The sequence below is a fragment of the Cupriavidus sp. DB3 genome (assembly GCF_020418465.1).
In the GTDB taxonomy this organism is placed as follows: Bacteria; Pseudomonadota; Gammaproteobacteria; order Burkholderiales; family Burkholderiaceae; genus Cupriavidus; species Cupriavidus cauae.
Genome location: NZ_JAIZPL010000001.1, coordinates 930,763 through 945,886, shown reverse-complemented (window position 1 = coordinate 945,886; position 15,124 = coordinate 930,763). Strand labels below are relative to the sequence as shown.

Genomic DNA, 15,124 nt, shown 5'->3' with positions numbered 1-15,124 from the left:
GACAGGTGCCCGTCAGCACCCGATCGCCATGCCGTCGCTGCGCGGATCGTGCGCGCCGACGATGGTGCCGTCGGCCTCGATGCGGATCGCACCGGGGTGGCCGGCGAGCGGGCTCTGCGCCGGGATCGGGCTGAGTTCGTGGCCGCGCGCGGCGAGCTCCGCCATCACCGCATCGCCGGCATCGGCCTCGAGCTTGAGGGTGTCGCGTGTGTCGGAGAACGTGCGGCCCAGCAGGAAGCGCGGGCGCGCCAGCGCCACCAGCGGGTCCATGCCGTAGTCGATCATCCGTGTCAGCACCGCCGCCAGCGTCTGCGGCTGGCCGTCCGCGCCCTGGGTACCGTAGAGCAGCGCCGGGCGGCCGTCCCGCAGATAGAGGCCGGGATTGAGCGTATGGAAGGGGCGTTTGCCGGGTCGCAGCACGTTGTGGTGGCCGGGATCGACGGAGAACGCCGCGCCGCGGTTGTGCCACAGGATGCCGGTGTCGCCGGCCACCACGCCGCTGCCCCAGTCGAAGTAGACGGTCTGCAGCACGCTGGCACAGCGGCCCCGGCTGTCGACAGCGCCGAGATAGACGGTATCGCCGGTACGGAAGCGGTGCGGCCACGGCAGCGCACGGTCGGGCCGGATCGCCGCGGCCAGCCTGTCGAGATGCGCGGGGGACAGCATCGCCTCCGCCGGCACGTCGACGAACTCCGGGTCGGCCACATGGCGGTCGCGCTCGATGAACGCCTGCTTCACCGCCTCGACCAGCAGATGGTAGTAGTCGGCGCTGCCTTCGGCGACCGCGGCGATGTCGAAGCGGTCCAGTATTCCCATGATCTGCAGCGTGGTGACGCCTTGCGTTGGCGGGCGCAGGCTGACCAGCTCCCCGCCGCGATACGGCACCGTCAAAGGCGCCTCGTCGCGGGCGCGCGTGGCGGCCAGATCCGCGGCCGTCAGCGGCGACCCGGCCTCGCGCAGCCCCCTGACGATGCGCGTCGCCAGTTCGCCCTCGTAGAAGTCCCGGGCGCCGTGCTCGGCGATCCGGCGCAGGCTGCGCGCCAGCTCCGGCTGGCGGAAGCGTTCGCCGACCTCGGGAATGCGGCCGTCGGGCAGGAACACGCGCGCGAAGCCCGGCCAGTCGCGCCACTGTCCGGCACGGAAGTCCTGCCAGAAGCGCTGCGATGGCGTCACGGGGAATCCATCGGCGGCATGCCCGATCGCGCGCTGGAACAGCGCATCCCACGGCGTGGTGCCGCCCCACTTGTCGCGGCTGATCCGATAGGCGCGATCCCAGGTGTCGACCGTGGCGGCGGTGGTCAGCGCGGCGGCGGGTCCGCGCGTGGGAATGCCCCCATCGAAGGCGGGCGGTGCTGCCGCGGCCTGCCCGATGCCGGACAACGTGCGCACGTCGCCGGCGCCGTCGACAATGACCCAGAACGCATCGCCGCCCAGGCCCGTGAAGTGCGGGCAGGTGACCGACAGCGCTGCGCCGATTGCGATCGCCGCTTCGATCGCATTGCCGCCGGCGCGCAGCACTTCGAGTCCGGCCTCGCTGGCCAGCGCATGCGGGCTGGTGACCATGCCCGTGCGGGAACGTGCGGGGCTTGCGGGAGGAAGCGGGGCGGCTGCCATCAGGCCTGCACCGCTTGCGGGGCGGCGCGGGCCATCCCGGTGGCGCGGCTTGCGTCGTCGCCGCCATTGCGCCCATTACCACCATGGCCGCCACTACCGCCATCGCCGCCATCGCCGCCGAGATAGGCCTGCACCAGCGCCGCATCGCGCGCCAGCACGTCGGCGCGGCCGCTGGCGACGACGCGGCCTTCCTCCAGCACATAGGCGCGGTCGGCCAGTGCGAGCGCGAGTGCCGCCATCTGATCCACCAGCAGGATCGTGATCGACGCCTCGCGCAGCCGGTCGAGCGAGGCGAACAGCTCGTCGATGACCTTGGGCGCCAGCCCAAGCGACGGTTCGTCGAGCAGCAGCATGCGCGGCTGCGACATCAGGCCGCGGGCGATGGCCAGCATCTGCTGCTCGCCGCCGGACAGCAGGCCGGCGCGCTGGTGCTGGCGTTCGCGCAGGCGCGGGAATCGGGCAAACATCGTCTCGATGCGGCGCTGCATCTCGCCACGGCGCAGGCGCCCGGACGGAAAGGCGCCGAGCTTCAGGTTGTCGAGCACGGAGAGTTCGGCAAACACCTGCCGCCCCTCGGGGACAAGCACGAGGCCCATCGCCGCGATGCGGGCCGCATCGATGCCGCCCAGATCCACGCCGTCGAACGCGATGCCGCCTTGCACCGGGCGGTGCAGGCCGGACAGAGCCCGCATCAGCGTGGACTTGCCCGCGCCGTTGGCGCCGAGCAGCGCCACCATCTCGCCCTCGCGTACCTGCAGCGCGACGTCGTGCAGCACCGGGGCGGCGCCGTAGCCGGCGCGCAGCGCGTTGACGCCCAGCAGTTCCGCGCCGGCGACGTCGCGATATTGGCGCGGCGGTGCGCCGGCGTCCGCTTCACCGGCGACCGCATCTCCGACGCTCGCATCGCCCAGATACGCACGGCGGACCGCCGGATCGGCCCGCACCTCGGCCGGCGTGCCGACCGCCAGCCGCTGGCCGGCATCGATCACCACGATGCGGTCCGATACCTCCATCACCAGCGACATGTCGTGTTCCACCAGGCCGACGGCGATGCCGCTGTCGGCGATGCGGCGCAGCAGCCGGCCGAGGCTGGCCTTGTCCTCGCGCGACAAGCCGGCAGCCGGCTCGTCCAGCAGCAGCACGGCCGGCTGCGTGGCCAGCGCACGCGCGATCTCGACCAGCCTGCGGTCGACGTGGGCCAGATCGGCGGCACTGGCATCCGGGTCGCCGCGATAGCCGCAGGCCCGCAGCAGCGCACGAGCCCGTTCGCGGACTGCGGCGGCCGTGAAGCCGGCGGTGCCGAGCAGCGGGCCGAGGCGCCCACCTCCCAGCGCGAGCGCGACATTGTCGGCGGCGCTCATGCCGCCAAACAGCTGCGAGGTCTGATAGGTCCGCGCGATGCCGTGGCGCGCGCTGTGGCAGGCGCCGCGCGCGGGCAGCGCGGCGTCGCCGAGCCGCCGGCCGCCCGCGTGCGGCCGGTAATAGCCGGACAGCATATTGAGTACCGTCGACTTGCCTGCGCCGTTCGGGCCGATCAGGCTGGTCACGGTGCCGGCGGCCACCGTGAACGACAGCCCGTCGACCGCGCGCACGCCGCCGAACACCATCGACAGGCCGTCGGCCACCAGCGCGCGACGCGTGGCCGCTTCGCGCATCGGCAGCGCGATCTCGGCTGGCTCATCCCCCGGCGCGGCTGCGCCGCGCTGGCGCCGCAGCCCGCGCAGCAGTCCCGCCGCCACGCCGACGATGCCCTGCGGCGCGACCCACAGCACCACCAGCAGCAGCATGCCGAAGCACAGCAGGCGCAGGTTCTCCAGGCTCGACAGCAACTCCGGCAACATGCCGACCACCACCGCGCCGATCACCGGACCGGCGACCGTGCCCGCACCGCCGATCATCACCACCAGCACGAACAGGATCGATTGCAGGAACGAGAACATGCCGGGCGTGACCATGCCCTGCATCGGCGCGAACAGGCCGCCGGCCAGCCCCGCCAGCGCGGCCGAGACCGCGAAGGCCACCGTGCGCACCAGCAGCGGCTCGATGCCGATCGACGCGGCCGCGGTCTCGCTGTCGCGCACCGCGCGCATCGCCGCGCCCCAGCTGCCGCGCGCAATGCGCGCATAGGCCGCCAGCGAGACCGCCAGCACCGCCAGCGCGATCAGCGTCAGCGCGCGCTCGCCGCCGTCGACGCCGGGCAGGGTCGGGTGGGCGATGCCCATCAGCCCGTTCTGGCCGCCGGTCAGCGCCCGCCATTCGACCGCGCCGTGCTCGACGATGAAGCCAAAGGCGATGGTGATCATCGCCAGGCCGGGCCCCTTGACGCGCAGGGCCGGCAGCGCGAGCAGGGCGCCGGCCAACGCCGCAATGGCGGTGCCCGCGAGCCAGGCCGGCCAGAAGCTCCAGCCGGCTTGGCCGGTCAGGATCGCGACACTGTAGGCGCCGATCGCGTAGAAGCCGACATGGCCGAACGAGATCTGCCCGGTCAGGCCGATCAGCAGGTTCAGGCCGACGCCGCAGATCGCGAGCATGGCGACGCCCGCGATCACGAAGACGAAGTAGCCATTCAGCAGCAGGGCCGCGGCCGCGGCGCCCAGCAGCGCCAGGGCGAAAGCCGAAATCTGCAGCGGCGTGCCGATGTTGGCCACGAGGGAGGGACGCGCGTTCATACCTTGCGTACCTCCGCGCGGCCGAACAGTCCCGCCGGGCGCAGCGCCAGCAGCGCGATCACCAGCGCGAACGTGATGATCTGCGTATAGCTCGAGCCCAGCGCGGCCGTGATCGCGGCCTCCACCACGCCGAAGATCAGGCCTGCGATCATCACGCCCCAGGCGCTGGACAGGCCGCCGAGGATCGCCACCGCGAACGCCTTCAGCCCGAACACCGTGCCCATGTCCGACTGCACGTTGAACAGCGGGGCGATCAGCACGCCGGCGACGCCGGCCAGCAGCGTCGATACCGCAAACGCGGCGGCGACGGTGCGGCGGATCGGAATGGCCATCAGCCGCGCGGCATCGCGGTTCTGCACCACCGCCAGCATCGCCAGGCCCCAGCGCGAATGGCGCAGCACGTAGTGCAGCACGCCCGCCATCGCGAGGCCGACCAGCGGGATCAGCAACTGCAGCGGATAGACGCCCAGCCCGTCGGCGAGCTGCAGCGACGACGCCGCCAGCGGCGACGGCAGGCTGCGTGGCTCGGTGCCGAAGGTCAGTGTGACGACGTTATCGAGCACGATGCCGAGTGCCACCGTCGCCATCAGCCAGGCATCGGAGCCGCGGCTGGCGAACGGGCGTACCGCGACGAACTCGACGGCCAGCCCGTACAGCGCGCACAGCGCCAGCGCGAGCAGAACGGACGGGGCCATCGGCCAACCGAGCATCTGCGCGAAGGTGTAGGTCAGCACGGCGCCGAGCATCATCGAGCTGCCCTGCGCGAAGTTGACGGTGGCGCTGACCACATAGGTCAGATGAAAGCCCAGCGCCATCAGCCCGTACATGCTTCCGAGGCCAAGACCGCTGATCAGGGCGGAGATCCATAACATGAGGCGTTCCTTACTTCGACGCGACCTGCTTGTCGGCGACCGGCACGATGCGGTTGTCGATGAACTGCGCCCAGACGTAGTCGTTCTCGGTCAGCGCGTCGTGCACCTGCGGCGAGAAGGGCTTCACGTAGGTCTTGATCAGCCCTTCATGGCGGTCGATGGCGTAGAAGCCCTGGCGTACCGCATCGCCCCTGGTCGAGCCGGCGCGCTGGATCGCCAGCGCAGCCAGATGCGTGGCGTCATAGGCGTTGGCCACGCCGACCGCCGGCGTGATGTCGTCCGGTCCCTTGATGTCGCTGTACCTGGCCTTCAGCGCGTTGACGACGCGCGTGCCGACCGGCGACGGCGCGCCGAAGAAGCTGTAGGTCTGCACGAAGTGGACGTTGCGCGCGTTCGGGCCGGCCAGCTCGGTGAAGCGCCCGCCGGCCGGGCCCCAGTGAGAAACCACCGGTACCTTCCAGCCCATGCGGTCCAGCGACTTGACGACCTGGGCCGAAGGGCCGACGTTGCCGACCATCAGCAGCACATCGGCGCCCGCGGCTTTCAGGCGGCCGAGCTGCGGCACCACGTCGACATCGTTCGCCTCGAACTTCTCGATGCCGGCGGCCTTCATGCCCTTGGCCGTCAGCGCGGCGACGATGCCCTTCTCGTTGGACTCTCCCCACGGGTTGTTGACCAGGATCAGTCCCGGCTTGGTGGCGCCAAAGGTCTTCTGTGCGTACTGCAGCATCGCCTTGTCGACCAGTTCGTCGACCGCGGACACGCGGAACACGAAATTCGGATTGGCGCCATTGCGGGTGATCGGCGTGCCGGCCGCCCACGGTCCCATGAACGGCACCTTTTCCTGGTTGGCGATGGGCACGATCGCCATCGACACCGGCGTGTCGAGGCCGCCGAACAGCACCGCGATCTTCTCCTTGTAGATCAGCTCGCGCGCGGCGAGCACGCCCTTGGCGGGATTGCTTTCGTCGTCGCGGCGGACCAGCTCGAGCTTGCGGCCGTTCAGCACGCCGCCCCTGGCATTGATCTCGTCGATCGCGATGGTCATGCCGCGCGTCAGCGCTTCGCCGGCGCGCGCGGACTGTCCCGTCATGGCGGTGATCAGGCCGATCTTGACGGGTTCGGCCGCCAGTGCCGGCACGGCGGGCAACGCGCAGGCAGCGGCGACGGCAAGCATCAGCGCGCGGCGGCGCGGTTCGGGACGGTGGCGGGACATGGCAGTTCTCCGGATCGGTGCAACGGGAAGGGAAAGATGTCGTGGAATCGACGGACCGCCGATCCGTTCGCAAGAGCCATGCCACAGGTCGACATCGGACCGCCATGCCTTGCGGACGAAGGCGTAGCGGATCGCATACGATCTGGCCTGCATCTTGCGAACGATTCGGGTATCGATATGAATGCGATCGAAGGCGGTGCATGCCGCACGGACGCGGTGCGGGATGTGCGGGAACGGGGCCATGGCGGTGCAGGGCACGCGGCGGTCACGCTCCGATCCTGCCCGATGCCGCTCCGATGCCGCGATCGCCAAACGACGAAGGGCACAGGGCAATGACCCACAATCCGAATTCGAATCCGATTCCGCTTCCACCACGGGCGGCAGGGGAGGGCGCACGCGACCGCCACGCTGCCACTGCCGCATTCGGCCCGCTGCGCACGCACGGGCGCTTCCCCTATCGGCCCATCACCGATGTCGACGATTTCCATTGGCCGGGTGGCGCGCGGCTCGCCGTCTATCTCGGCTTCAATATCGAGCACTTCGCCTTCGGCGAGGGACTGGGCGCGAATATCGGGCCCGCGTCGCCGCAGCCCGACGTGCTGAACTACAGCTGGCGCGAATACGGCAACCGGGTCGGCGTCTGGCGTTGCCTGGATCTGTTCGACGCGCTGCGCATGCCCGCCGGCGTGCTGCTCAATACCGCGCTGTACGACCATTGCCCCGAGGTGCCGGACGCCTTTCTCGCGCGCGGCGACGAACTGATCGGGCATGGGCATACGAATGCGGTGCGCCAGAGCGATCTGGACGAAGCCGGCGAGCGCGCGCTGCTGCGCCATTGCCGCGAACGCATCGCCGCCCATGCCGGCAAGCCGCCCACCGGCTGGCTGTCGCCATGGATCTCGGAGAGCGCGCTGACGCCGGACCTGCTGTGCGAGACCGGCTATCGCTATACGCTGAACTGGTGCCACGACGATCGTCCGGTCCGAATGGCCACGCGCGGCGGGCCGCTATGGTCGATTCCCTACCCGCAGGAACTGAACGACATTCCGATGATCGTCGGCCGGCAGATGGACGGCGCCGCGTTCGCCGACATGATCGTCGACCATTTCGACGAGATGCTGGCGCAGGCCAACCACGCCACGCGCCCGCAGCCACTGGTGATGGGCATCGCGCTGCATCCCTATCTGGTCGGGCAGCCGCACCGGCTGCGCCATCTGCGCAGGGCACTGCGGCATATCGCGCTGCGCCGCGATGCCGGGGAGATCTGGATGACGACCCCCGGGGCGATCTGCGAGGCGATGGAGGACGCGGTGGAGGACGCGGTGGAGGACGCGGTAGAGGACGCGGTGGAGGATGCGGTGGGCGGGGCTCCCATTGCGCCGCGTGGCATGACCGCTACCATGGACGGCACGCGCTAACATCATGACCCTTCATTCGTTGACCGAATTCATGTCCGCCAACGTCGACAAAGCCGCCGCCAGGACGACGGCGAGACCCGGTACCAAGGCTTCCGCCAGGACTGTCGCAAAAACCGCCGCAAAAACCGCCGGCAAGGCGGCCCCCAAGTCCGCCGCCAGCAAGGGCAAGGCATCCCCGGCAGCGCCGGCGACCGCTGCCGCGCCGCCGGCAGGCCGGGCGGCCGACGCCGACGCGCGCATCTACCAGGCGATCTTCGACGGCGTGCTCAATCATCGGCTGACGCCCGGCACCAAGCTGCCCGAGCCGGAGCTGTGCCAGCTGTTCGGCGTGGGCCGCGCGGTGGTGCGGCGCGTGCTGGAGAAGCTGGCGCACGACGGCATCGTGGCGCTGCGGCCCAACAAGGGCGCGGTCATCGCCGAGCCGACGCCGGAAGAGACCGGCCAGATCTTCGAGGCAAGGCGGGCGCTCGAACGCGTGCTGGTCGAGATGGCGGTGGCGCGCGCCACCGCGGCGGACCTGCGCGACCTGCGGCGGCAGCTGGCCGAGGAGCACGAGGCCATGCATCGCTTCGACCAGCCATCATGGGCACGGCTGGCGAGCGGCTTCCATCTGCGCATCGCCGCGCTGGCGCGCAATCCGGTGCTGCAGCGTTATCTGACGGAGCTGGTGTCGCGCTGCTCGCTGATCGTCGGCCTGTACGAGCCGCCCGGCCATGCGCCATGCGAGCACGACGAGCATGCGGCGATCGTCGATTGCATCGAGAAACGCGATGCGGCCGGCGCCATCGGCAGGATGGACGCGCATCTGCGCGAGCTGGAGCAGCGCATCGAGACCTCGCGCATGCAGGGCGAGAAGAGCCTGGCCCAGCTGCTCGGCCTGTGACACGACTTGAACGAGGCGATCGCGCCAACATGGAAATCGATTTCGACGCCATTACCGAATATCAGCGCTACAAGCTGATGGCCAGCCTGATCGTGCCGCGGCCGATCGCCCTGGTGACCACGCTGGGCGCGGACGGCACCGCCAATGCCGCGCCATTCTCGATGTTCAATATGCTGGGCGAGGAGCCGCCGATCGTGATGATCAGCGTCAACCGCCTGGCCGACGGCGCGCTGAAGGACACCGCGGCCAATATCGTGCGCTCCGGCGAATTCGTCGTGCATCTGTGCGACGAGGCCATGGCAGAGCGGATGCACCGCTGCGGCGAGCGGCTGCCGCCGGATGTCAGCGAGCTGGCGCACGTCGGCCTGACGGCGGCGCCCAGCACGCGCATCGCGCCGCCGCGGATCGCCGAGGCGCCGGTCGCGTTCGAATGCCGGCTGTGGGAGACGCTGGAGACCGAGAGCCGCCAGATCTTCATCGGCCGCGTGCTGCGGCTGCATGCGCGAGACGGCTTGATCGACACCGAACGCTGGCGCGTCAGGCTGCAGAACTATTTTCCGGTCGGCCGCTTCGGCGCGAGCTTCTACGTGACCACGCGCGACCGTTTCTCGCTGGAGCAGGAGGCGGGCAAGCCTGCGGCGTCCACCGCGATCGACGAGATCTGACGCGGCTATCCCCGTGCCTTGCGCCGTGGCTGGTGCTGGGGCTCGGGCTGGACGGCATCCTTCTTCGCCGCAGCCTTCTTCGCTGTGACCGTCTTCGCCGCCGCCTTCTTCGGTGCTGCCTTCGTCGGTGCCGAGTTCTTCGCCGCGGGCTTGCGCCTGGCCGGCGCCGCGTTCACCAGCCGCAGCGTTGCCTCCACCGCCTCGCGCGCCCAGGGCTCCATCTCGCCGGCTGACTCCAGGCACTGGGCCGGCAGGCTCAGGTAGTGCCGCATCACCACCTCCTTGTCGCGGCTCCGATAGCTGAAGGGCTCGCAGCCTTGCGCCTCGAATCGCGGCAGCGTGACCGCGTCGGCCTTTAGATAGCAGCGGCCATCGGTCACCAGGCCGAACATCAGCCCGTCGTAGTACAGGCCATGCCCGCCGAACATCCGCTTCGCCGTGATCGGGCCGATGCGGGCGGCCAGCGGCGCCATCAGTTCGAGCAGATGGTCGACGAAGGGATCCGGACGACGGGCTGACGTGGACATGGGGGACTGGCGGGGTGGCATGCGATCCGGCGATGTTAGCACCGCCCGCACCGTGCCCAGGGGGGATGCGCCGCCGCGCGAATGCTGCTAGCCTGACGCGGCCGGCGGCCGATGTTCCCGCAGCGGTCCGCCGCGAGCAGGATGCATGGAACGAACTCGGAACGAGCACAGAATGCGCACAGGATGCGCACAGAACAGGCACAGGAGACAGCAGCATGACGCTAGACCAGCAGGCGGCGATCCGCCGCGCGCATCAGCATGGCGTGGGAGACATCCTGCGGCGCTCGGCCCAGCGCACGCCCGACAAGACCGCGATCGTCTGCGGCGACGTGCAGTGGAGCTACCGCGATTTCGACCAGATCTGCGACCGCCTGGTCGCGGCCCTGTCGCAGCAGGGCATTGCCGCCGGCGACCGCGTCGCCATCCTGTCGCGCAATTCGCACGCCTTCGCGGCGATGCGCTTCGCGCTGGCTCGCATGGGCGCGGTGCTGGTGCCGATCAATTTCATGCTCAATGCCGGCGAGGTCGCCTACATCCTGCGCAGCTCGGGCGCGCGCACGCTGCTGGTAGGCGCGGGCTTCGAGGCGCTGGCCGTCGCCGCGGTCGAGCAGGGCGCGGCCGATGGCGTGCAGATCGGCCTGCAGATCTGGCTGCCCTCGGAGGACCAGGCCGACGGCGCGCCCGAAGGCATGCTGCGCTTCGACGATCTGCTGATGGCCAGCGCACCAATACGGGACATCGCGCCGGTCGATCCGCGCGCGCTGCTGCAGATCATCTACACCAGCGGCACCGAGTCGCTGCCCAAGGGCGCGATGCTGAGCCACGAGGCAGTGCTGTGGGAGTACGTCACCTGCATCGTCGAGGGCAATATGCAGGCCGACGACGTGGTGCTGCACGCGCTGCCGCTGTATCACTGCGCGCAGCTCGATGTATTCCTCGGCCCCGCGGTGTATCTGGGAGCGACCAACATCATCACGGGCCAGCCGCGGCCCGACGTGATCCTGCCGCTGATCGCGCGCCATCGCGTCAATGCGTTCTTTGCACCGCCGTCGATCTGGATCGCGCTGCTGCGCTCGCCGCTGTTCGAGGGCGCCGACCTCGGAACGCTGGCCAAGGGCTACTACGGGGCGTCGATCATGCCGGTCGAGGTGCTGAAGGAAATGCAGCGCCGCATGCCGGGCGTGCGGCTGTGGAACTTCTACGGCCAGACCGAGATCGCGCCGCTGGCGACCGTGCTGCATCCCGACGACCAGCTGCGCAAGGCCGGTTCGGCCGGCAAGCCGGCCCTCAATGTCGAGACGCGCATCGTCGACGACGAGATGCGCGATGTCGCGACCGGCGAGATCGGCGAGATCGTCCATCGCTCGCCGCAACTGCTGGACGGCTACTACAACGATCCCGAACGCACCGCGGAGGCCTTCCGCGGCGGCTGGTTCCATAGCGGCGACCTGGCCGTGCGCGACGAGGAGGGCTACATCACGATCGTCGACCGCAAGAAGGACATGATCAAGAGCGGCGGCGAAAACGTGGCCAGCCGCGAGGTCGAGGAAATGATCTTCCGCATCCCCGAGGTGTCCGAGGTCGCGGTGATCGGCCTGCCCGATGCCTACTGGGTCGAGGCGGTGACCGCGGTGATCGTGCTCAAGGAAGGGCAGTCGCTGTCCGAGCAGCAGGTGATCGACTTCTGCAAGGCCGGCATGGCGCATTTCAAGGTGCCCAAGCGCGTGATCTTCGCCGATGCGCTGCCGAAGAACCCCAGCGGCAAGCTGCTCAAGCGCGAACTGCGCCGCCGGTACGAGGCGCAGGCATGAGCGCCGGCGAGCCGACCCCCGACGCCTACTTCGACGCCGTCTACGCCAACGGCGACGATCCCTGGCACTACCGTACGCGCTGGTTCGAGGCCCGCAAGCGCGCGCTGCTGCTGGCGATGCTCGATCGGCCGCGCTATCGCTCGGCCTTCGAGCCCGGCTGCGCCAATGGCGAGATGACGGCCGCGCTGGCGCCGCGCTGCGAAGCGGTGCTGGCGGCCGACCGGCACGCGCGCGCGGTCCGGGCCGCGGCCGCGCGCGCCGGCCACGCCCCGCACGTGCGCGTGGAAACGATCAGGGTGCCAGCGGAATGGCCGCCGCAGCGCTTCGATCTGGTGGTGCTCAGCGAGTTCTGCTACTACCTCGCGCCGGATCAGGTCGCCTTGCTCGCGCGACGGGTACGCGAGTCGATGGAGCCCGACGGGCTGCTGCTGGCCTGCCACTGGCGCCATCCCTTCGACGAGCAGGCGTGTCCCGCGCCCGAGGTGCATCGCATCCTGGAGCAGGAGACCGGCTTCGCGCGCACGGCCAGTTACCGGGAAGACGACTTCATGATCGACGCGTGGGCCGCCGATGGGTTGAGACCGACTCAGCGCGAGGCCGGCTGATTCGCTGCCTTGCGTCTTGGCTTGGCGGCCACCACCGCCGGGCCTTCCTGCTGCGTGCCCAGATGCATCGCCAGATAGTCGATCGGCACGCGCACCTTCGGCGCCAGCACGCGTCCGTCGATCCCCGCCGCGCTCAGTGTGCGGTGATGCGCCCGGCGGCGTGGCGGGCGTAGCGGCCCAGCGCCACCTTGATCGCCAGCAGCACGGGGATCGCCACGACGAACAGCAGCGCCAGTGACAGGAAGCCGGCGTTGAAGGCGAGGGCGCCCGCCTGCCGCTCCAGCAGTGGTTCCAGCGTCGCGGCGATCGCCACGGCGGGATCGGCGTGCGACAGTGCCTGCCGCAGCGGCGATTCCATCGATCCCGCGGCGAGCGGTGCGTCCATGCCGACCGGCAGCGTCTGGACCAGCGCGGTGCGGGCGGCCCCATGGCGATGATGCAGATACGTCTGCAGGAAGGCGATGCCGATCAGCCCGCCGAATTGCCGGCCGAAGTTGAACAGCGCGGCGCCCTGGCAGGCCAGCGCCGCCGGCAGCCCGGCCAGCGTGACCAGCGTCAGCGACAGGAACATCAGCCCGAGGCCGAAGCCGCGGATCAGCAGCGGCGCGGTCATGTCGGACAGGCCGCTGTAAGCGGTGGCATACGACAGCATGCCCATCGCCAGCATGAACAGCACGATGCCGAGCGGAATCAGCTTGAACGGCGCCACGCGCGTGTACTGGGCCAGCGCGCCGCCCAGCAGCAGGCCCAGCGACGCGGTGGCGGCGCTCGATACCAGCAGATTGCCCGCGTGCGTTGGGCTGAGCCGCAGCACGTTGAGCGCGAAGGCGGGCAGCAGGAAGGCGCTGCCGAATAGCGCGAAGCCGGCCACGAAGCTGACGCAGAAGCCGAAAGCGAAATGCGGATCGCGGAACAGCCGCGCCTGCAGCCAGCGCCCGCCATCGCGCCGGCGCTGGCGCCATGCCGTCAGCAACAGGGTCGCCCCGGCCAGCAGGCCGGCCTGCACGATCGGTGGCGCGTGCAGCCAGTCGTGGCGATTGCCTTCCTGCAGCACGAATACCGTGGCGATCGACGCGACGGTCAGCAGCGCGATACCGATCGGATCGAGCGCGTGCGGTAGCCCCGAGCTTTCCGCGTCGCCACGTTGGTCAACCGGCTCGCTACGGAGCGCCAACAGCGCCAGCCCGATCCCCGCCACCCCGAATGGCACACCCGCCAGGAACACCAGGCGCCAGGACCCATGATCGGTGACCCATCCCTGCGCCAGCGGTGCCAGCGTGGTCGGCGCCATCACGGTCGCCAGCGCGAACACCGCCTGGCTCAGCGGCACCCAGCGCGGCGGCGCATCGCGAAACAGCAGCGCCTGCGCGGTGGCGAGCATCAGCGCGGCGGTAGCGCCCTGCACGAAGCGGCAGGCGCCCGGCATCGCCAGATCGAGCGGCAGCGATGCGGCCGCGGTCGACGCCACCAGCAGGACGCCGGACCACCGCAGCACCGCTGCCTCGCCGAAGCGGCGCGCCACCGCGGCCGCGATCACGAACGCCGCCAGCTTCGCCGCGAAGTACAGGATGTTGAGCCACGCCGCCTCGTCCAGCGTCGCATGCAGCCCGCCGGCGAAATGCGCCCGATTGACCATCATCAGCGTGCCGTTGATGGCGTCGGTCAGCGCGAGCAGCGTCACCGCCGCCAGCAGCGCGGCAAAGCGGCGGTCCATCATCGGGCCTGCGCGAGTTGCTGCGGGAGGCGCTGCGCGGCTTGCCGTGCGACCGGCGCCGCCGGGGCAGCAGGGGCCGCCCGGGCCGCCGCGTCGGATCGCGTATCGATCGACACCACCGCCGACAGCCCCGGCACCAGCTTCCCGTGCAGCGGACCGCCGCGCGCCGGCACGATCTTGACCGGCACGTGCTGCACGATCTTCGTGAAGTTGCCGGTGGCGTTGTCCGGCGGCAGCAGCGCGAACTGCGCGCCGCTGCCCGGCGACACGCTGACGACCGTGCCGTCGATCGGCACGCCGGGATAGCTGTCGAGCTCGATCCGTACCGGGCTGCCGACGCGGACGCGATGGAGCTCGGTCTCCTTCAGGTTGGCGACGACCCAGGACGCCTCGACCGGCACCAGCGCGAGGGCCGTGGTGCCGGGCTGCACGTAGCGCCCGACGCGAATCTGCCGATTGCCGACGACGCCGTCGACCGGCGCACGCACCACGGTATTGCCGAGGTCGATGCGCGCCAGCTGCAGCCGTGCCAGTGCGGACGCTTCGGCGGCCCTGGCCTCGTCGACCTGCGCGGCGATCACGTCCAGACGGCGGCGCTCGGCATCGAGGTGGGCCAGCGCGCCTTGCTCGGCGGCCGCCGCCTGTTCGGCCTCGGCGCGCGCCAGCTCATAGGCCTGGCGGCTGCTGGCGTGCACCTCCAGCAGCTGCGCGTGGCGCCGATGATCGAGCGCCGCGCGGTGCGTGGCCGACTGGCGGATGCGCAGCGTTGCCTGCGCCTGCCGGATCTGCGCCTGCTGCAGCCGATGCTGGCGCTCCAGCGTGGCCAGCGCCGCGCGGCGCGCGCGCACATCGGCTTCCGCCTGGCCGACGCGCGCCAGATAGTCGGCGTCGTCGATGCGGAACAGGACGTCGCCCGCGCGCACCGGCTGATTGTCGTCGACCGCAACGGCGCGCACATAGCCGGCCACGCGCGGCGCCACCGCCGTGACGTCGGCGCGGACATAGGCGTTGTCGCTGGTCACCGTGTGCTGGCGGTGCTGCCACCAGCGATAGCCGCCGTAGCCGGCCAGCAGCGCGCCGGCGATCGACAGCGAGACCAGCATCGTTCGCCGCGATGGGCGTTGCGCCAA

General features: G+C 70.4%; 13 protein-coding genes. 5 read left to right on the top strand and 8 right to left on the bottom strand.

What is annotated here, in order from left to right; translation table 11 throughout:
- Window positions 1-12: 12 nt before the first annotated feature.
- From K7G19_RS04085 to K7G19_RS04070, 4 genes are read right to left on the bottom strand one after another with little or no spacing between them, the layout of a single operon-like run.
- Window positions 13-1,614, bottom strand: coding sequence for a gamma-glutamyltransferase family protein (locus K7G19_RS04085; RefSeq protein WP_370639475.1), 1,602 nt, complete (start codon window positions 1,612-1,614; stop codon window positions 13-15).
- Window positions 1,614-4,283, bottom strand: coding sequence for an ATP-binding cassette domain-containing protein (locus K7G19_RS04080; protein WP_226105926.1), 2,670 nt, complete (start codon window positions 4,281-4,283; stop codon window positions 1,614-1,616). The genes K7G19_RS04085 and K7G19_RS04080 overlap by 1 nt, the downstream gene beginning before the upstream one ends.
- Entirely contained in the window at window positions 4,280-5,155 is an 876-nt protein-coding gene (locus K7G19_RS04075) for a branched-chain amino acid ABC transporter permease (RefSeq protein ID WP_226105924.1), read from the bottom strand. Before K7G19_RS04075 ends, K7G19_RS04080 begins: the two co-directional genes overlap by 4 nt.
- 10 nt (window positions 5,156-5,165) lie before the next feature.
- Window positions 5,166-6,371, bottom strand: a complete 1,206-nt coding sequence (locus tag K7G19_RS04070) for an ABC transporter substrate-binding protein (RefSeq protein ID WP_370639474.1) — start codon at window positions 6,369-6,371, stop codon at window positions 5,166-5,168.
- A 332-nt stretch (window positions 6,372-6,703) separates the two neighbouring features.
- Here K7G19_RS04070 and K7G19_RS04065 point away from each other — a divergent pair, with 332 nt between their 5' ends.
- From K7G19_RS04065 to K7G19_RS04055, 3 genes are read left to right on the top strand one after another with little or no spacing between them, the layout of a single operon-like run.
- On the top strand, window positions 6,704-7,789 hold the full coding sequence (locus K7G19_RS04065; protein ID WP_226105923.1) for a polysaccharide deacetylase family protein: 1,086 nt from the start codon (window positions 6,704-6,706) through the stop codon (window positions 7,787-7,789).
- A 31-nt stretch (window positions 7,790-7,820) separates the two neighbouring features.
- Window positions 7,821-8,672 (top strand): GntR family transcriptional regulator, encoded by an 852-nt coding sequence (locus K7G19_RS04060; RefSeq protein ID WP_370639496.1) that lies wholly within the window; start codon window positions 7,821-7,823, stop codon window positions 8,670-8,672.
- Window positions 8,673-8,701: 29 nt separating this feature from the next.
- Window positions 8,702-9,337: a flavin reductase family protein gene (locus K7G19_RS04055; RefSeq protein ID WP_226105921.1), complete on the top strand. Its 636-nt coding sequence runs from the start codon at window positions 8,702-8,704 to the stop codon at window positions 9,335-9,337.
- A gap of 5 nt (window positions 9,338-9,342) precedes the next feature.
- Here K7G19_RS04055 and K7G19_RS25005 read toward each other — a convergent pair whose 3' ends face one another.
- A complete protein-coding gene (locus tag K7G19_RS25005) occupies window positions 9,343-9,864 on the bottom strand; it encodes a TfoX/Sxy family protein (RefSeq protein ID WP_304524164.1) in 522 nt (173 codons plus the stop codon).
- Between the two features lie 215 nt (window positions 9,865-10,079).
- On the opposite strand from K7G19_RS25005, the gene K7G19_RS04040 reads away from it, so the two are divergent.
- The gene (locus K7G19_RS04040) at window positions 10,080-11,675 is read left to right on the top strand and encodes an acyl-CoA synthetase (protein WP_226105919.1); all 1,596 of its coding nucleotides are present in this window, start codon (window positions 10,080-10,082) and stop codon (window positions 11,673-11,675) included.
- Window positions 11,672-12,280: an SAM-dependent methyltransferase gene (locus tag K7G19_RS04035; protein ID WP_226105917.1), complete on the top strand. Its 609-nt coding sequence runs from the start codon at window positions 11,672-11,674 to the stop codon at window positions 12,278-12,280. Before K7G19_RS04040 ends, K7G19_RS04035 begins: the two co-directional genes overlap by 4 nt.
- Here the strand turns inward: K7G19_RS04035 and K7G19_RS24880 are convergent.
- From K7G19_RS24880 to K7G19_RS04025, 3 genes are read right to left on the bottom strand one after another with little or no spacing between them, the layout of a single operon-like run.
- On the bottom strand, window positions 12,262-12,390 hold the full coding sequence (locus K7G19_RS24880) for a hypothetical protein (protein WP_255650607.1): 129 nt from the start codon (window positions 12,388-12,390) through the stop codon (window positions 12,262-12,264). The genes K7G19_RS04035 and K7G19_RS24880 overlap by 19 nt on opposite strands.
- Before the next feature lie 23 nt (window positions 12,391-12,413).
- On the bottom strand, window positions 12,414-13,997 hold the full coding sequence (locus tag K7G19_RS04030; RefSeq protein WP_226105915.1) for an MFS transporter: 1,584 nt from the start codon (window positions 13,995-13,997) through the stop codon (window positions 12,414-12,416).
- Window positions 13,994-15,097, bottom strand: a complete 1,104-nt coding sequence (locus K7G19_RS04025) for an HlyD family secretion protein (RefSeq protein ID WP_226105913.1) — start codon at window positions 15,095-15,097, stop codon at window positions 13,994-13,996. Before K7G19_RS04025 ends, K7G19_RS04030 begins: the two co-directional genes overlap by 4 nt.
- Window positions 15,098-15,124: the final 27 nt, after the last annotated feature.